18 protein-coding genes, 1 riboswitch and 1 other annotated feature (1 of these 20 only partly in view) are annotated in these 17,148 nt (G+C 44.2%); all 18 genes read right to left on the minus strand.

What is annotated here, in order from left to right; all coding sequences use genetic code 11:
* Positions 1 to 135 (minus strand) — a binding site (T-box leader) (it extends 86 nt beyond the left edge of the window).
* Positions 136 to 205: 70 nt separating this feature from the next.
* The 18 genes from AE2B122_RS04865 to spoVE all read right to left on the minus strand — a co-directional run bounded on the left by AE2B122_RS04865 (position 206) and on the right by spoVE (position 17,105).
* Complete coding sequence (locus AE2B122_RS04865; protein ID WP_175073228.1) at positions 206 to 706, minus strand: DivIVA domain-containing protein; 501 nt, start codon at positions 704 to 706, stop codon at positions 206 to 208.
* Between the two features lie 72 nt (positions 707 to 778).
* On the minus strand, positions 779 to 1,552 hold the full coding sequence (locus AE2B122_RS04870; RefSeq protein ID WP_175073229.1) for an RNA-binding protein: 774 nt from the start codon (positions 1,550 to 1,552) through the stop codon (positions 779 to 781).
* Positions 1,553 to 1,573: 21 nt separating this feature from the next.
* Positions 1,574 to 1,831 (minus strand): YggT family protein, encoded by a 258-nt coding sequence (locus tag AE2B122_RS04875; RefSeq protein ID WP_095217536.1) that lies wholly within the window; start codon positions 1,829 to 1,831, stop codon positions 1,574 to 1,576.
* A gap of 6 nt (positions 1,832 to 1,837) precedes the next feature.
* A complete protein-coding gene (locus AE2B122_RS04880; protein ID WP_095217535.1) occupies positions 1,838 to 2,284 on the minus strand; it encodes a cell division protein SepF in 447 nt (148 codons plus the stop codon).
* A gap of 14 nt (positions 2,285 to 2,298) precedes the next feature.
* Positions 2,299 to 2,979, minus strand: coding sequence for a YggS family pyridoxal phosphate-dependent enzyme (locus AE2B122_RS04885; RefSeq protein WP_175073230.1), 681 nt, complete (start codon positions 2,977 to 2,979; stop codon positions 2,299 to 2,301).
* Positions 2,976 to 3,788 carry a peptidoglycan editing factor PgeF gene (pgeF, locus tag AE2B122_RS04890; RefSeq protein ID WP_254593411.1) on the minus strand — a complete coding sequence of 271 codons (813 nt, stop codon included), beginning with the start codon at positions 3,786 to 3,788 and terminating at the stop codon, positions 2,976 to 2,978. The genes AE2B122_RS04885 and pgeF overlap by 4 nt, the downstream gene beginning before the upstream one ends.
* Positions 3,789 to 3,849: 61 nt before the next feature.
* Positions 3,850 to 4,113, minus strand: a complete 264-nt coding sequence (locus tag AE2B122_RS04895) for a YlmC/YmxH family sporulation protein (RefSeq protein ID WP_095217533.1) — start codon at positions 4,111 to 4,113, stop codon at positions 3,850 to 3,852.
* Between the two features lie 350 nt (positions 4,114 to 4,463).
* On the minus strand, positions 4,464 to 5,246 hold the full coding sequence (gene sigG / locus AE2B122_RS04900; RefSeq protein ID WP_095217532.1) for an RNA polymerase sporulation sigma factor SigG: 783 nt from the start codon (positions 5,244 to 5,246) through the stop codon (positions 4,464 to 4,466).
* A 125-nt stretch (positions 5,247 to 5,371) separates the two neighbouring features.
* Positions 5,372 to 6,085: an RNA polymerase sporulation sigma factor SigE gene (gene sigE, locus AE2B122_RS04905; RefSeq protein ID WP_095218062.1), complete on the minus strand. Its 714-nt coding sequence runs from the start codon at positions 6,083 to 6,085 to the stop codon at positions 5,372 to 5,374.
* A 23-nt stretch (positions 6,086 to 6,108) separates the two neighbouring features.
* Positions 6,109 to 7,029: a sigma-E processing peptidase SpoIIGA gene (gene spoIIGA / locus AE2B122_RS04910; protein ID WP_175073232.1), complete on the minus strand. Its 921-nt coding sequence runs from the start codon at positions 7,027 to 7,029 to the stop codon at positions 6,109 to 6,111.
* 174 nt (positions 7,030 to 7,203) lie between these two features.
* A complete protein-coding gene (ftsZ, locus tag AE2B122_RS04915; RefSeq protein ID WP_095217530.1) occupies positions 7,204 to 8,373 on the minus strand; it encodes a cell division protein FtsZ in 1,170 nt (389 codons plus the stop codon).
* 58 nt (positions 8,374 to 8,431) lie between these two features.
* A complete protein-coding gene (gene ftsA, locus AE2B122_RS04920; RefSeq protein WP_095217529.1) occupies positions 8,432 to 9,715 on the minus strand; it encodes a cell division protein FtsA in 1,284 nt (427 codons plus the stop codon).
* A 233-nt stretch (positions 9,716 to 9,948) separates the two neighbouring features.
* Positions 9,949 to 10,731 (minus strand): cell division protein FtsQ/DivIB, encoded by a 783-nt coding sequence (locus AE2B122_RS04925; RefSeq protein WP_175073233.1) that lies wholly within the window; start codon positions 10,729 to 10,731, stop codon positions 9,949 to 9,951.
* Positions 10,732 to 11,117: 386 nt separating this feature from the next.
* Entirely contained in the window at positions 11,118 to 12,305 is a 1,188-nt protein-coding gene (locus AE2B122_RS04930; RefSeq protein ID WP_175073234.1) for an acyl-CoA dehydrogenase family protein, read from the minus strand.
* Between the two features lie 4 nt (positions 12,306 to 12,309).
* Positions 12,310 to 13,701 carry an LLM class flavin-dependent oxidoreductase gene (locus AE2B122_RS04935; RefSeq protein ID WP_175073235.1) on the minus strand — a complete coding sequence of 464 codons (1,392 nt, stop codon included), beginning with the start codon at positions 13,699 to 13,701 and terminating at the stop codon, positions 12,310 to 12,312.
* A 19-nt stretch (positions 13,702 to 13,720) separates the two neighbouring features.
* Positions 13,721 to 14,986 (minus strand): MFS transporter, encoded by a 1,266-nt coding sequence (locus tag AE2B122_RS04940; protein ID WP_217468069.1) that lies wholly within the window; start codon positions 14,984 to 14,986, stop codon positions 13,721 to 13,723.
* 12 nt (positions 14,987 to 14,998) lie between these two features.
* Positions 14,999 to 15,550, minus strand: coding sequence for an NADPH-dependent FMN reductase (gene ssuE, locus AE2B122_RS04945; protein WP_095217525.1), 552 nt, complete (start codon positions 15,548 to 15,550; stop codon positions 14,999 to 15,001).
* A 90-nt stretch (positions 15,551 to 15,640) separates the two neighbouring features.
* A riboswitch (SAM riboswitch) is annotated at positions 15,641 to 15,747 on the minus strand.
* 254 nt (positions 15,748 to 16,001) lie between these two features.
* A complete protein-coding gene (spoVE, locus tag AE2B122_RS04950) occupies positions 16,002 to 17,105 on the minus strand; it encodes a stage V sporulation protein E (RefSeq protein ID WP_255212156.1) in 1,104 nt (367 codons plus the stop codon).
* Between the last annotated feature and the right edge of the window lie 43 nt (positions 17,106 to 17,148).

Consider the following 17,148-nt stretch of genomic DNA (forward strand, 5'->3'; position numbering starts at 1 on the left):
TCCATTTCTACTGCTTGCGGTTCGAATGGAAACTAGCGGGTGATGTTCGAAAGAAATACCGTACCAGGCTCTCACCTTCCCTGGCTCGCTTTGAAAGCGGTATGGACTTCCTACTGTCCCGATCACAGTCTTTATATCCTGGTCATGTTGTTAACTAATTAATAGTAAAATTATATGTAAGTTTGCGAAAAACGTCAAGCGGACTTTATTCCGCCGTCTCTTCCTCTGGCTCATACGCTACTTCTGTTGCGAATAAACCATCCCAATCGTCCGTTTCAATCATCTCGAGCTGCGCTTCTACAAGCATTTTCAATCGTGTACGGAATACTTTTGCTTGTTTTTTAAGATCCTCGACTTCCAATGCAATCTGGCGTGACTTCGTGAGGGACTCATTGATGATACGGTCTGCATTCTTTTCAGCTTCCTTGATGATCAGCTTGGACTCTTTCATTGCATTGCCTTTCACTTCTTCAGCAGTTTCCTGCGCCACAAGGATTGACTTATTTAGTGTCATTTCAATATTGTTGAAATGACCAAGTCGTTCTTCGAGCTGCTGCATGCGCTCTTCCAAATCCTTCTTCTCACGAATGATAATCTCATAATCCTTGATTACCCTATCGAGGAAGTCGTTTACATCATCTTCATCATAACCGCGGAATCCGCGGGCGAACTCCTTATTGTGAATATCCAAAGGTGTTAATGGCACGACGGCCACCTCCTGTTAAAGAATCTTTAATAGCTGTTATTCGACAAAGATAGCATAAATTAACCGTTACGGCTACTTTAATTTTTCCAATGTAATGCGCCGCTTGTCTTTCTTTGTTGTACCTTTCACTTCTGCAAGCTTGCCTCTGCCCATGCCTCGCAGGGACAAGAGATCTCCCTCAGCAAGCTGAAAGCTGACATCCTCGACCGTCTTGAAATTGACTTTGACAAGTCCTTTCTGGATACGCTCAGCTGCCTGCTGGCGAGACATACGATATAGCTCCTTTATGATAGCATCCAGCCTAAGAGAGGAAACAGTTGTTTCGCTAGTAACCCATTCCACCTCTTCTGGCCTGAACCGATTTGGATCCACTGATTCCCATGTTACCTTGGCTCTTTTGACTTCAACTAAATTCGCACGTATGTAGGGAGCAATGTCTGATGTAGTGAAAAGTTGGATTACGCCTTCACCCACACTGATATCGCCCAATTTTTTACGATCAATTCCAAGGGAAAGGAAGGATCCCATTACATCACGGTGTTCAAGTGTGACAAACTTATCGGGATAAGTAGCCTCAAGCAGCTCGATACTAAAATCCTCTGGTGTAATTGAATCATAAAGCGGTGCAATGATTCCCCGATTTCTTTCCGCTTTCTCCGTTCCGCCTGACAAAGCCCACTGCAGCTCAGTTTGGCCGCCTAACAGCTGTCGGAAGATAAGCTGTTCCCGGGGATCCAGGAAATCAGTCACCCGGGGCTGATATTGACGTTCCACTTGTTCCATCCAGGAAAGAATCTGGTCGATAAAAGGACGTTCCTCTTCCCGGTAATGCTGATAGATACTCACGTTACGTTGTACTCCTCATCATTAGAAAATCATAAAGTATATAGTTCTTACTCCACTCTCCGCTAAGCGCAAAACAATGATCCCAACGATTGGGGACAAATCGATCATTCCTAGCGGCGGAATGAACCGTCGAAATACATCCAGATATGGTTCACAGATCCGACCTAGCATTTCGCCGAACGCTGATTGCCTGGCTCCCGGGAACCATGACATGAGGATATAAATGATCAATGCAAAGGAATATACTGTGAAAGCCGTACTAATTATGCTCAAAAGCATTTGCTTCTACCACCTCTTATTATAATCATCCTGCTCCTCTATCATATCGGATATGCTGCCGGCAAGTTCAATATTGTCCGGAGCACACAGGAAGGTTTGACTGCCCAGTTTCTGGATATCTCCATTAAGGGCGTAGACTGTACCGCTAAGAAAATCGACGATTCGTTTTGCCTGATGATGGTCAACACGCTGCAAATTGAGCACGACAGCTCTCCTGTTCACAACATGATCAGCGATTTCCTGCGCTTCGTTATATGTCCTTGGCTCACAAAGAACGACTTTAGAGGACGATTGTACACTTTTCAGGCTGACAACGTTCTGATTCTGATTACGCTCTCGCCCGCTCTGTGGATACGGCTCGATTTCCTCTTGTTCGTTCGACTGTTCTTCGACGTATTCATATTCTTCATCATCTACAGTAAAGAAATTTCTCATCTTATTTTTGAAACTCATTTTCTTCACCTCGCTTATTTATATGGACCTACAAGAGCAGAACCGACCCGGATATGAGTCGCTCCTTCTTCTATCGCGATTGTGTAATCATTACTCATTCCCATGGATAAGAATGTACAAGGTGCATGCAGCATACCTGCAGCTTTCACTTCATCTCGAAGCTGCCTCAAGCCGCTGAACACACTGCGAAGTACATCTTCCTTCTCTGTATTCGGTGCCATTGTCATCAAACCGACAATTTCAATTGCCGGAAATTCTGCAAGCTGCTGGATGAAAGCTAGCGTTTCATCAGGTGACACGCCTGATTTGGTAACTTCTCCGCTCACATTGATTTGTACAAAACATTTGATTTTCTTTGCTGCCCGCTTTTGAATTTCCTTCGCAAGTGACAATCTGTCTAATGCATGCAGATAGTCCACCTGATTGATGACATCTTTTACTTTCCTTGTTTGCAGGCTGCCGATGAAATGCCATACAGCTTTTTCTCCGATAACTGCCTGCTTCTCAAGGAAACCCTCGATCCGATTCTCACCCAAATCGACAATACCGGCATCGACAGCTTCTTCTGTTCGTTCAATTGTAACATATTTCGTAACGGCAAGGAGTGTTATATCCTCGGAATTTCGGCCGGTTTTAGCCGCTGCTGCATTAATATCCTGCTGGATCTGTTTCAAGTTCTCTTGTACTGTATTCATGCCTGCTCCTCTTTCATCCCGATAAAACCGATCATCCTGCCGGTTTTTCCTTGGTCTTCCCGATGTGAATAAAATTCTGGGGAATCGTATGTACAATATGCTGCTGTAAGTATATTTTCATCCAGAATGCCTGCTTGCAGCAGGTACAACCGATTAAGCATCTGCAGATCCAGATAGTATCGGTTAGTTCCGCTTGGTGCTAGCACTTTAGCCCGGAACTCCTCAGGTATCTGCTGTACAATATGATCGTCCACTTCATATCTGTTCTTCGATATACATGGTCCGATCATCGCTTGTATACTTTCCTTGTTTGCTCCATTTGCACAAAGAGCTTCAACCATTTTCCCTGCCATATTAGCGACAGTTCCGCGCCAGCCAGCGTGTGCCATTCCAATCCACTCACTTGTGCTATCGAAAAAATAAAGAGGTACGCAGTCAGCAAAGAAAGCAGCTAGAAGCATACCTTTTTCATTAGTGATAAGGCCATCCACTGATGGAAGACTGTCAGATAATTCCCGACTTCCACGACCAGCTTCACTTTTGGTGACGACTGCAATTTGCGTCCCATGGACTTGCTCACCTAATACCCATGTATCCAAAGGAAACTGAATAGCTTCGGCGAGAAGTTGACGGTTTCGGACAACATCTTCTGGCGCGTCTCCAACATGCAGCCCCATATTCAGACTATCAAAAGGTGCTTTGCTAACACCATAATATTTTGTTGTAATACCGCTAACGATGTTAGTGGGAACTGACCATCCGCCAAGCTCCATATACATCCCCTTTAGGTTGGAAGCTGTTTCTTTCATATGGTACTCACTCCTCTGATTGCTTTTATAGTACCATATTTCTGCTGTATTCTGTACAAGATTACTTGCTCGCCACTTCCGTAACAGGAGCTTGCTCAGGACTTTTGATTAGGATGACATCTGTCCCGATCGTGATGATCTGATTCCATGGAACGACTAATTCTTCTTCCTTTCCGAAGAGCCCCATCATCTTCCCGCGAAGTGTCACGATAATTGCTGATATATGACCATTTTGTTCATTGATCTCTAAATCAGACACATTCCCTACTTTTTTCCCATTCTCCATTAGAACAATATCCTTCATTTGCAATTCGGTTAGAGTCATCAATACTTGGCCCCTTTTCTTTTTTCTTCTAGTCTATGCGGCCAAGCCCCAGAAATAGCATTCAAATATAAAATAGATTGAGTAAAAAGAATTATGGCAAAACAAAAATCCGAACGGTGCAAATCTCTCAATGAATTTGCAACGTTCGGATTTTATTCAGATTAGATTATTAGTCCCGCTCCAGCACAATACTTCGCTTTCCGCGGTCCTAGGTGAGACCCCGAAGTGCGCCAGCACGGGGAGGCTCACCAGCCGCCACGGAAAGCGCAATGTATTTCCGGAGCGGCGATTTGAACTTCCAATCACGTTACTCTTAAAGCATTATTTAACTAATTAGTTATTTCCCAGACTCACTCGAACATTTGTTTATTCATCTCTTCGATTGCTGCTTTTTCCAAACGGGATACTTGTGCTTGAGATATACCGATTTCATCTGCGACTTCCATCTGTGTCTTGCCTTGGAAGAAACGCTTATTCAATATCATTTTCTCCCTTTCATTCAGACGATGCATTCCCTCTTTTAACGACAGGTTATCCAGCCAGTTAGCATCATTTTCCGACTCACTACGAAGCTGATCCAAAACGAATATCGGGTCACCACCATCGTTATATATCGGTTCGAACAAGGAAACCGGATCTTGGATGGCATCCATTGCAAATGTTATATCAGAAGGCTGCACACCAAGCTCTGCAGCGATCTCTGCTGTTGTTGGATCTTTAGAAGTTTTCGCAATTAGCTGCTCACGTACTTGCAAAGCTTTGTATGCTGTATCACGCAAGGAACGTGACACACGAATCGGATTGTTGTCTCTTAAGTAGCGGCGAATTTCTCCAATGATCATCGGCACTGCGTATGTAGAAAAACGCACATTATGCTTCAAATCGAAATTATCAATGGATTTCATTAGTCCAATACAGCCTACTTGAAAAAGATCGTCGACATATTCACCTCGGTTATTGAAGCGCTGAATAACACTGAGCACGAGGCGGAGATTTCCATTGACGAGTTCTTCACGGGCTGAAATGTCGTCTTTTTGCTGCATGCGGATGAATAGCTTTTTCATTTCCTCATTTTTGAGTACTGGCAGTTTTGAAGTATCTACTCCACATATTTCTACTTTCTGTCTCGACATGTTACTTGACCTCCCGAATGAAGATACGATGCAAGCACAGTATCTCCCCGCGGGAATTTTTTTATGCAAAGACAAAAAGTACCTGACATTGTCCGACTTAGGACAAATACAGGCACCAGTAGGGCTTAGATCATTTTATTAAATTCTTTTTGCAGTCGGCGGATAATTTTTTTCTCCAGACGCGAAATGTAGGATTGAGAGATACCAAGCATATCAGCTACATCTTTTTGCGTTTTCTCTTCCTGACCGATAAGTCCAAAGCGAAGTTCCATGATTTGCTTTTCTCTGTCATTAAGCTGTTCTAATGCTCTTTTTAATAAATTCTTATCTACATTTTTCTCGATATCCTTCGTAATGATATCATCATCTGTTCCTAAAACATCTGATAAAAGCAGTTCATTGCCATCCCAATCAATATTGAGCGGTTCATCAAAACTTATTTCTGACTTTAGTTTGCTATTACGGCGTAAATACATGAGAATTTCATTTTCGATACAGCGGGAAGCATAAGTTGCAAGCTTGATTTTTTTCTCTGGATTGAAAGTATTCACTGCTTTGATCAAACCGATTGTCCCAATACTAATCAAATCTTCAATATTGATACCTGTGTTTTCGAACTTCCTCGCGATATACACCACTAGACGAAGATTGCGCTCAATGAGCATCGCCCTTGCAGATTTATCGCCTGTAGGCAGAAGTTGGAGCAATTTGAACTCCTCTTCTTTCGATAATGGGGGAGGCAGGGCCTCGCTACCGCCGATATAGTAGATTTCCTTTTGCTTGATTTTAAGCTTGACGAGAATCTTGTACCACCATATTTTTAGCTTCCATGCTTTCATTCCCATGTTTATCTCCCTTCTCCTTAGCCCGCTTGTGTGCTGGCATCGTGTACAAGTGATGGATGAAGCAGACAATGATAACGGCGATCTGCGGTAAGATTGCCGAATTGAATTCCAATCCAGACCCGGTCTGTTTCGATCGGGCTTTGATCCATTTCAATCAGGATGCTATCCGGCTTTAAAACCAACATAAGAGCGCCTTCTCCATTCACACCCTGATACGGAACGACAGAAAATTCATATGGCCAATCCTCCGGCAGCAAACCCAAATCCAAATTGTCGTTTGCTTGAGCTAACAGCTGCCAATCTTCTTCATTGAACCAGTTTCGTAAAAAAAGCTGATCACAGATTACGACAGGCCGCTTCGTCAACGGATCAGACAGATGATTCCCGCTATCGATGAAGCCGTCTGTTTTATGTGCAATGCCATTGATGCTAACTTGAACGGTGTAAAGCTGATCGTAACGGAATTGTTCAAAGCGCTGCTTGTCCATTCTGCTTTTAGTAAAGTACAAAGCAACCGGAAACATAATGGCTACGAAAAGCCAGCTGACGTGATCTCCGTATCCTGTGCTTACAGTCAAAAAGGAAGCAGGAGTGAATGCAGCTTGAGTCTGCAGCATATAATGGATGGCGAATAGGCTGCCGCCTGCTGCAAACGTAATAAAATAAAAAAGCAGCAGCATTTTAAGAATACGGGTGACAGACCGGAAGCCGAAAGCAGTCCAGATGATTAGCATGGAGAAAAGTAACTTTCCCACTGGGTGGGCCAGAAAGCTATCCGGAAAATAGACTGTTACTGGAACAATAAGTGAAGCAACAACGGCGCCGGCAAATATACGAAGCTTTGGTACTTGCAACCTTGCAATTGCTTGCGTGCATAATAGCAGCAGCCAGTCCAAAAAAAGATTGAGTGTCCAGACTGCATCCAGATAGATTGTCACGTCAGCTATCCCCTTCTCCTTTAATAGATGAAGCTAGTATAACGGAGAGCCGATTCAAATGCTGTCAGTTTATGCACTCAGCACCGCACTATTTTTATGTATTTTCCTTGCTTTTTGTCTAACATTTCTTGGCATAAAAAAAAGGATAGCATCATAGGATGCTATCCTTTGAACTTATTTTCTGCGGTTGCGGTTGCGAAGGAATGTCGGGATATCCAATGTATCCTCTTCCTGCTTGCGCGGTTGCTGCTGCTGTGGAGATGGTGTTTCTCGACGCAGTTCTTCCCGCTCTCTTCTTCTTTCCGAAGTTGCCGGCTGTTGCGTGCTTTGTGTTTCTTTCTCTACCGGACGCGCTTTCGGACGAGGAGCATTCATAGCTTGCTGGATTTGAGCTTCATCAAAGCCTGTCGCAATAACAGTCACAACGATTTCATCTTTCAAATCTTCATTGATAACGGAACCGAAGATTACGTTCACTTCCTGGTCAGCTGCACTCGTTACGATATCAGCTGCTTCCTGCACTTCATACAGGCTTAGGTTCGTGCCGCCTGAGATATTCATAAGAACACCGTGTGCTCCGTCAATTGAAGTCTCTAGCAACGGAGAGCTGATAGCTTTCTTCGCAGCCTCAGTCGCGCGGTTTTCACCAGTTGCAATACCGATACCCATAAGTGCTGATCCTTTATCTGCCATGATCGTCTTCACGTCAGCAAAGTCGACGTTGATCAGACCTGGAACGGCAATTAATTCAGAAATACCTTGTACACCCTGACGAAGGACATTATCCGCTTCACGGAATGCCTCAAGCATCGGTGTGTTTTTATCAACGATTTCAAGCAAGCGGTCATTCGGGATAACGATAAGTGTATCTACGCTGCCCTTTAGTGCATCTGTTCCAGCTAGAGCCTGTGTCTGACGTTTACGTCCTTCAAATGAGAAAGGACGTGTAACGATTCCGACTGTTAGAGCGCCAAGCTCTTTAGCAATCTGTGCGATAACTGGTGCAGCACCTGTACCAGTTCCGCCTCCCATACCAGCTGTAACAAATACCATGTCAGCTCCTTGAAGAACTTCCTGGATCTGTTCTTTGCTTTCTTCTGCTGCTTTGCGACCTACTTCCGGGTTGGCACCAGCACCAAGACCACGAGTCAGTTTCGCACCAATTTGCATTTTGACATCTGCTTTAGATAGATTCAATGCCTGTGAATCAGTGTTCACTGCAATAAAATCCACACCTTGGACGCCATGTTCGATCATTCGGTTGACGGCGTTGCTTCCGCCTCCGCCGACGCCGATGACTTTTATTGTCGCTAATGTTTCCATATTTGTGTCAAACTCTAACATCTTAACGTCCTCCTATTTACAAACCGTCGTCTCCATCAATTGGTCTGACGTGTCTGTCTTAATCGAAAAAGTACTTGAACAGGTTGGCAATACCTGATTCTTTCTTTTTTTCTTCGCCTTTTTTCTTTTCTGATTTAGCAGGTTTCGCCGGTCTTCTTTCCGGCTCATCGAAGTCTCCCTCTGTTACAGCAGAGAAGATTTCCTTCCCTTGTATTCTCGCATTCCGATAGGCAAATTGCAAGATTCCGACGGCGCTTGTAAACTGCGGTTCCCGCACTCCTAGATAATCCGGGATCGCAAGTCTTACATTCGCTTGGAAGCAATCCTGTGCCAGTTCAAGCATACCTGGCATCATGGATGTTCCTCCGGTGAGGACATAGCCACCCGGGAGTTCCGGGAAGCCCATACGCTTAATTTCACTATCAGCGTATGCAAATATCTCCTCAACGCGGGCTTCTACGATATCCGCGACATCAAGCTGGGAGAAGTTTTGTTTCTTATTGCTGCCGATAATCGAAGCTTCGAATGTCTCTTCCTCCCTGGCATCATCGTAGAAAGCATGTCCATATCCAATTTTGATTTCTTCTGCTTGTTCAGAGGAAGTCTTCAGCCCGATAGATATATCCTTGCTAATATTCTCGCCGCCAAGAGGAACGACGCTAGTCGCCATAAGCTGGTCATTGCCGAACACAGAGACAGTTGTATTGCCTCCGCCGATGTCGATTAATCCGACACCAAGGTTCTTTTCATCCTCTGAAAGGGCGACAGCCCCTGCAGCCAATGGCTGCAGACATATATCCATCACTTCTAAGTTGGCTTTCTCGACGCATTTCAATAGATTATGTAAGACTGTGCGGGAACAGGTAATAATTGTACCTTCCATTTCTAATCGTACACCGATCATGCCACGCGGGTCATTGATACCGTCCAATCCATCTACGATGAACTGTTTTGGAATCACATCGACTATCTCACGTTCTGGCGGAATGGACACAACCTGCGCTGCGTCAAGTACACGTGCAATATCCTCATCGTCTATCTCTCTGGTTTCACTGGATACAGCCACCACACCATGACATGGATGCAGTTGAATCTGATTACCATTGACACCGACGACTACACGTTCAATTTGCATACCGACCATCCGCTCTGCTTGTTCAACAGCAGTACGAATCGATTGGACTGTTTGATCGATATCGACGATGGCGCCTTTTTTCAGGCCTTTAGATTTTGCCGTACCGACACCGATTATGTTAAGGGAATCCTGAAATACTTCCCCGATAATCACTTTAATATTTGATGTTCCTACATCTAAGCTGACTAAAATTTCACTGTTGTTCACGTAAGGCACCTCCTAATCCTAGAGACATGTCGCCCAGCATTGTTTTTACAATTTTGTTTCATAAATTAACATTTGTATTGAGACACGCATAATTATAACAAATTTCACGAGAAATTTTGCCTAAAAAGCGACATTCTGTAAGAATTTAGCCTAATATACTCGTATTTGATTCGACTATACCGCATATAGCCCGTTTATTCTACATAAACTGACAAAATACCATGAATTTCTGTTTATTGGCCTTCTTCTTGCTCGTTATCTTCTTTTTCCTTCTCGGCAGGCTCGAAATAGGTGCCCACTCCCATATGGAGTACACCATCGACGTCTGGATCAAGCTGTGCCGCAATACTAGGATACGCCTCCATGTTCGTGGCGAAAGTGCGGATTGTTCCTTGCACTTCCCTGCCGTCGTTCATGAATAGCTGAATGACGAATTGATTGTCTTCTGTCGGCTTGTAATGTATCTCAGATATGAGACCGGTTATAGAAGCTGGTAGCTGGCCAAGCTCTTCTGCCAGCTCTTTAAGATACTTATCATCAGAAAAACCATAGAGTGTCGGGGCATCCGAATTTGGCTGATCCCATTTCTTCTCGGAGATACTGCCATTGGTAAGCAGCGCGCGATAACTGTTATCCTGCTGCAGATACCCTACCCTCCCAAGCTCCGTCACTTTGATCGTGACAGTGGCAGGAAAGCCTCGGCTTATTGATACCTTTTCGACTTCTTCATTTTCTTCTATCCGTTTGATTGCTTCATCCTTATCAATACGCCACATATTATCTGAAGTAGTCAGTCCGCTGCTTTGAATAATAGTTTCTTTAGGCAGAAATTCATTCCCTTCCACTTCAAGACGGTGAATATTGCTTAATGGCGATTGCAGATACACAATGATGAAGATTAGTACGAAGAAAATAGACAAGTAGAATATAAGTCGTCTATTCGCCTTTTTCTTTCTCGCTTGTTTTAATTTCGGGATACGGTCTTCGATGGAAACAATTTTCTTTTTTTCGCTCATTTCCTCTTCTTCCTATGCTGTACAGTCAAAAAACTGCTTGTATTGTAATTATAAAATTATAACACATTCATATAGCGGAAAGAGTCAGTAACCAACAAATTGTAAATAATCCGCCTTTTAAAAAGGTTTCTTTACCTAATTACATAAGAAGCCGCCAATCTCCTTCTTCAATGGGGCAAAGAAATGAAAACTTCTATCCATTCTTTTACTCTTTAATTTCGTCTCCACTACTATTATTCTTTCCCATTCTACCATTACATTCGTTCCAACGTATGTTGTTTTGTCGGTCAAGCCTCGTTTTTTTCATGCGGAAAAACTATCCATTTCATATTTAAAAGGAGTTTAGCTATGTAAATAATCGTGTTGCAGAAAAAAGAAACCTCTTATTAAGAGGTTTCTCCCCACAAATCATCTGAAATACCAATAAGCTGGTTTGCAAGAATTTCACGAGCAAGATTGTTGGAAGGCCCCATTACAATACCCGCTCTGGCATCACGGTAAAACCTCTCCAGCTTACCGATTTTATACCCATAACCTCCGGTAATGTCCATGGCAATCTGTGCAATCTCATTTACCGTATCTGAAGCATATATTTTAAATGACAGTAAATCCTGCTGTGTAGCGATACTTAACTTTCCAGATCCATTTTTAAACTGTTGATCAATTTTGTCTCGAAGCTGATTTAACCAGGCAGTGAGCCCTTTGTGTTTAATTACTGCTTTAGCAAGCAGACTGCGGATAACCTGATAGTCTCCAAGGCTTTTTCCAACATCATGGTGATGATTCCGCTTTACGTATTCTGTAACTATATCAATAATTCCACCAGCCAGTCCTGTCCAGACAGAGCCCAGGCCAAGCAAATATGCAATACTTGTTTCCACGATTGCACGACCAGACCCTTCACTCCCGAGCAGATTTTCTTTCGGCACTTGCACGCTGTTGAGCGTGAGCGAAGAGCTATGGTTCCCTCTCACCCCGAGTGCATCCCAGCTCCCATAGCTTAAACCAGGGTTCGTTCCTTCAATGATAAAATAACTTATATCATCAGTTGTAGAAGCATCTGGTGAACCAGTTTGGACAATATAGAAATCGGCAAAACCGCTGCTTGTCGTAAAAGATTTTTCTAGATTCAGCTCATATCCATCCGGCGTGCGTTTTGCTCGGCTCGTGTTAATCCAGTATCTGCCTCCAGAAGTTCTTTCACTTGTCGAGGTTGTCCCAAAGTACCCTTCTTGTACCGGTTTCAGCCACTTCTCCTGCTGCTCCTTTGTTCCGAACCGGTAAATCGCATCGGCAGCTTCCACATGCATCGTGTAAACAAGACCAGTGGAGGGACAATGGCTCGCGATTTTTTCTGCTACTATTGAAAATGCTTTAAATCCTGCATGAAGACCGCCTAAATGTTCAGGCAGCAAAATACCGTTTAATCCTTTTACCGCCAGCTCCTGCATGTTTGCTTTAGGATATATTTTCTCCCGGTCGAGCCGATCTGCAGAGGGGGCAATTGTCTGGTCAACTATTTCATCTAGCAATGCATAAATGGTTTCTAATTTCGGTTCTGTTTTATTTATCACGTCATTACACCGTTTGCTTTCCTTGTTCCTGGACTGTTTTTCCGATCTGACGCGCTGGATGATGATCTGGCAGTCTCTTATTTCCGCTCAAATTTTCGCGGAATGTAGCACCTTCATAATTCTTTCTGATTCTGCCACGCCTCTGTAAAATCGGCACTACATAATCAGCTAGATCTTTAAACGTTCCAGGAGTCACCGCGTACGCTATATTAAACCCATCAACGCCAGTCTTTTCAACCCAATCCTCCATTGCATCAGCAACTTGTACCGGTGTGCCAGCGACTACAGGACCAATTCCTCCTATACCTACAAATTCAGCCACTTCGCGGACAGTCCATTTCTTATTCGGATCAATCTTCGTGAACGTCTCCACCGCTGAATGAATTGCCTCATTCTCAACAAAACGAAGCTCTTCGTCTGGGTCATATTCGGAAAAATCAATGCCGGTCCAGCCACCGAGTAATACCAGACCTCCTTCATAGCTTGCATGACTGCGATACTCTGCCAGTTTTTCCTGTGCAGACTCCTCTGTCTCAGCCACAATTGGAGTAAATAGACTCATCACTTTTATCTCTTCTGGATCACGCCCTTGACGTTTTGTCTCCTCGCGCAGCTTGTCTACATAGCTCTTTGTAACAGTAACCGTCGGCGTACTTATAAAGACACACTCCGCATGCTTGGCGGCAAATGCCCTGCCTTTTGAAGATGATCCCGCCTGAAATAGCACTGGTGTCCGTTGCGGAGAAGGTTCAGACAGATGCGCTCCTGGAACAGTGTAATACGTGCCATTGTGGTGAATATCATGCACCTTTTCTGGATTAGTGTAAACTTTCCTATCTGTATCTCGAACTACTGCATCGTCTTCCCAACTGCCTTCCCAAAGCTTATAGCATACTTCTACGTATTCCTCAGCAATAGTATAGCGCTCGTCATGTTTAATTTGCGTATCCAAACCTAGGTTTCTAGCTGCACTTTCTAAATAGGATGTAACAATATTCCAGCCTACACGGCCTTTCGTTAAATGATCCAACGTAGAGACGCGACGCGCAAAGCTGTATGGATGCTCATACGTAACAGACGCTGTAACACCAAAACCTAGATGCTTTGTGACTTGAGCCATCGCCGGCACAACGAGCAGCGGATCATTTACCGGCACCTGGGCTGCCTGACGGACTGCTCCCTCCCGGGAGTTCTGATAAACGTCGTATGTTCCAAGTACGTCCGCCAAAAATAATGCATCAAACTGGCCACGCTCCAATATTTGCGCAAGATCTGTCCAATACTCCAAATCTTTGTAGCGATGTGCCTGATCGTCAGGATGTGTCCATAACCCCGGTGATTGATGTCCAACGCAATTCATATCAAAAGCATTCAAATAGATCCGTTTGTTCGTCATTTAGAAAATCCTCCTTTAGTTATCTAACAGCAAGTTCTTCTGTAGCATGTACTTGTGCTTTCGAAGCAGGGGCAAGAAATGGCGTTAACAGAAAACTAAGTGCATACAAAATGGCAAATCCCCAGACCACACCAACAATTCCTAAGTAATTGTTCAGTACCCCGACAAGCACCGGACCAAGAAACTGACTGGCTCCTGCACCTAAATTAAGTACAGAGATCGCTGCCCCGCGGTTGGCAGGAGCAAGCGTCGGTAATATAGCAGACAGCGGAACAAAAGCTGCAATTGCGGCACCGAAAAGAATTGCGTTCAGTACAAGCAGCGGAATGTTTGCTCCGAATGCTGCCGGAATGTAGTAGTAAAGCAAAGAACAAACAGCTGCTCCCACACAGCCAAACCAACGGACTACCTTAACCCAGCCAATTCGGTCACCTATCATCCCAAATAACACACCAGCTGCCATATTGCTGACGGACTGAATCGCCCAAAGCTGAAGCCACTGACTCGTTGAAATATTTAGGAAACTCGTAAAAAAACCTGGCATTACAACTACGAAACCATACCATCCTGCTGTATTAATTGTACGAAGGAGACCGCCAGCAGCAACGCGCGGACTCTCCCAAAGAATCGTGATTCCTTTTAGCGCCTCCGCCCACTTATTTTCTGAAGTTTGATCTTGAATCCTGACTCCCTGGCGATCTTTGTCGTCTACTAATGCAACACCTAGAATTCCACCTAAGATAATCCAAATAAGTGAACTCCAAAGCGTTGCCATTTCACCAATGTACGGAAGCAGAATACTCGGATAATACGAGCCAAGAAAACCGATACCGCCAGCAAACATAAAGAAGAACCATCCCATTGCTGTTGCAAGCTTTTGCTTTTCTGTACGGTAAGCAATCCACACAATAAAAGCGAAAGCAAACAGCGGGTAGCCAAAACCGCGCAAACCGTACATGATCACCATCATAGAAAAGCTTTCCAAGTAAAGACCCAGATAAAGAAAGCCGATTTCAAAAACAACCCATGTCACCAGCCCGATCAGCATCGTCCTTCGCGGTCCTATGACTTCCCCAAGCACACCAGCAAGCCAAGAAGCCAGTGTGAGTACGATTCCGTAAGCACTGAACATAATTGCTGACTGATTGGTAGTGAATCCTATGTCGACAACATACTTAGACAGAAATGCCTGTTCAATGCCGTCCCCAGTCATGAACAACAAAATTGCCAGCAGCCCGCCAATGACTTGAATCGGAATACCAAATAATGTTTTCTTTGCTCCCATCACTTTCCTCCTTTACTTCACGGCACTGGCAGCATGATTACGGCGAATAGATTCAACAAGCTGATTCGCCTGCCTGTTAATTCTTACACCGGTTTCTTCGTCCGCCACTGGCTGATTTGGGTTCTCTTTATTGATATGGTGATCGCATAAATATACTCCCTGTAAAGGCTCTCCTTTTAGATTCGCGATTAGCGGCTTTAATGCATAATCTATCGCAAGCAAATGTGCCGGGCTGCCGCCTGTCATGATCGGAAGTACCGGCTTATTCTTAAACGCGTCCTGAGGCAGTAGATCAAGTAAAGCTTTTAATACGCCGGTATAAGCTGCTTTGTATACAGGTGAAGCAATAATTAATCCTTTGGCACTGCTGACGGTTTGACCTGCTTCCACAATAGCCGGACTGTCGAATCTTGCATAAATCAGATCCTCCGCAGCAAAATCGGTAACGCTGATCTCCTTCACAGAATAGCCTTGGGCTTCCGCCAGTTTCCCTGCATAATTTGCTGCCAGCTGCGATCTTGAATGTTTGGATGGACTGCCTGTTAGAATGATAATGTCTGTCATTTGTCAATTCTCCTTTTTTTGTAGTAGAGTGACTAAACGAAAAAAAGCTCTCTTTTCCGAAGAAAAGAGAGCTTGAGATAATCGCCCGCACTCTTATCTTCCAAGAAATTAATCTTGCTGGATTTAGCACCTTTCTGACATAATCAGAGGTTGCTGAAGCTTCATCGGGCCAGTCCCTCGGCTTCTCTTGATAAGAACTATATGAAATTGTTTACAATGATACGTGCGTTACTAATAAATGTCAACAGGAATTGTCTGAATTTTTTAACACAGTACTTTTTTCTTACAGATTATTTTTAACTTAAACTGTTCCGTTTGCTTCTCATGTGATCATAGTCCCTGCATGGCATACATTTCATTCTGTTTTAGCTACATATCTAGGTGAACCTCTCCAAAGCTCTGTCGGAAGTTAACTTTACTCAAGAATTCAGCATCAACGAAGCATATGTTTTCAGAGTTTACTATACCTGCTGACATTCAATAGGATACCGACAGAGCTAAGCGTAAGCGTAAGTGAAGATCCACCGTAGCTTAAAAACGGCAACGTAATACCAGTAACTGGAATCAAGCCTATAACAACACTGATATTGATCATGCACTGGATAGCAATCATACCAGTGATACCTAATGCCAGCAGACTACTGAAGCCATCAGGCGCCCGAAGCGCAACTTGTATGCCTCGCCACAGAAACAACAGGAAGAGAAGCATAACACCTGCGCCGCCGATGAACCCGAGCTCCTCTGCTAGAATGGCAAAGATGAAATCCGTCTGCGGCTCTGGCAGGTAGAAGAATTTTTGCAGACTATTGCCTAACCCCAGCCCCATTAACCCGCCAGGTCCAATCGCATATAGGGATTGGATGATCTGGAATCCTTCCCCTAACGGATCTTCCCAAGGATCCAGAAAAGCTGTGATACGCTGAATTCGATATGGCGCAGACAAGATGAGCGCCGCGAAAGCACCTAGCCCTAAAATACCTAGACCAACGAAGTGTGAGATTCTGGCTCCGCTCACTAAAATCATCACCATACAGGTAAGTACAAGTACTACACCAGTTCCCAGATCCGGCTGGAGCATGATCATACCGAAAGCTGTAAAAACGAGTAAGAGCGAGGGCAGGAATCCTTGTCTCAAGGAAGTTATATATTTCTGCTTAGCCGAAAGATAGACAGCTAAATAGATGATCAAGCCCAGCTTCGTAAATTCAGAAGGCTGGATACTGAAGGCCCCTACCCCTATCCAGCTCCTTGCACCACCACGGACCAATCCGACACCCGGAATCAAGACGGCAATGAGCAAAACAAAGCAAATCAAAAGTAAAACCTTCGCATATTTCCGCCAAATCTCATAATGCAACCTGGAAATGACCAGCATAGCTCCTAAACCAACACCGGCGAACAATAGCTGCCGCTTGGCAAAAAAGAAGCTATCGTCAAATTTATATTCCGCCCATACAGCAGAAGCACTATACACCATGATGATACCGATTGTCAGTAGGCCTCCGATAGAGAAGAGCAATAGCCAGTCCGTCTTCGGAAGATTAGATTTACGCAAAGAAAAACCCCATTTCCTTGGATTGGAATTGGGGGTCCGCATG

The sequence above is a fragment of the Terribacillus sp. AE2B 122 genome (assembly GCF_902497585.1).
GTDB classification, from domain to species: Bacteria; Bacillota; Bacilli; order Bacillales; family Amphibacillaceae; genus Terribacillus; species Terribacillus saccharophilus_A.

Bases quoted from the DNA above. Each gene is read 5' to 3' on its own strand.
- AE2B122_RS04935 (WP_175073235.1), bottom strand. From the start codon at position 13,701: ATGACGAACAAACGGATCTATTTGAATGCTTTTGATATGAATTGCGTT.
- AE2B122_RS04895 (WP_095217533.1), bottom strand. From the start codon at position 4,113: ATGACTCTAACCGAATTGCAAATGAAGGATATTGTTCTAATGGAGAAT.
- sigG (WP_095217532.1), bottom strand. From the start codon at position 5,246: ATGTCGAGACAGAAAGTAGAAATATGTGGAGTAGATACTTCAAAACTG.
- AE2B122_RS04875 (WP_095217536.1), bottom strand. From the start codon at position 1,831: ATGCTTTTGAGCATAATTAGTACGGCTTTCACAGTATATTCCTTTGCA.
- ssuE (WP_095217525.1), bottom strand. From the start codon at position 15,550: ATGACAGACATTATCATTCTAACAGGCAGTCCATCCAAACATTCAAGA.
- sigE (WP_095218062.1), bottom strand. From the start codon at position 6,085: ATGAAAGCATGGAAGCTAAAAATATGGTGGTACAAGATTCTCGTCAAG.
- AE2B122_RS04925 (WP_175073233.1), bottom strand. From the start codon at position 10,731: ATGAGCGAAAAAAAGAAAATTGTTTCCATCGAAGACCGTATCCCGAAA.
- pgeF (WP_254593411.1), bottom strand. From the start codon at position 3,788: ATGAAAGAAACAGCTTCCAACCTAAAGGGGATGTATATGGAGCTTGGC.
- ftsZ (WP_095217530.1), bottom strand. From the start codon at position 8,373: ATGTTAGAGTTTGACACAAATATGGAAACATTAGCGACAATAAAAGTC.
- AE2B122_RS04885 (WP_175073230.1), bottom strand. From the start codon at position 2,979: ATGAATACAGTACAAGAGAACTTGAAACAGATCCAGCAGGATATTAAT.
- AE2B122_RS04940 (WP_217468069.1), bottom strand. From the start codon at position 14,986: ATGGGAGCAAAGAAAACATTATTTGGTATTCCGATTCAAGTCATTGGC.
- AE2B122_RS04880 (WP_095217535.1), bottom strand. From the start codon at position 2,284: ATGAGTTTCAAAAATAAGATGAGAAATTTCTTTACTGTAGATGATGAA.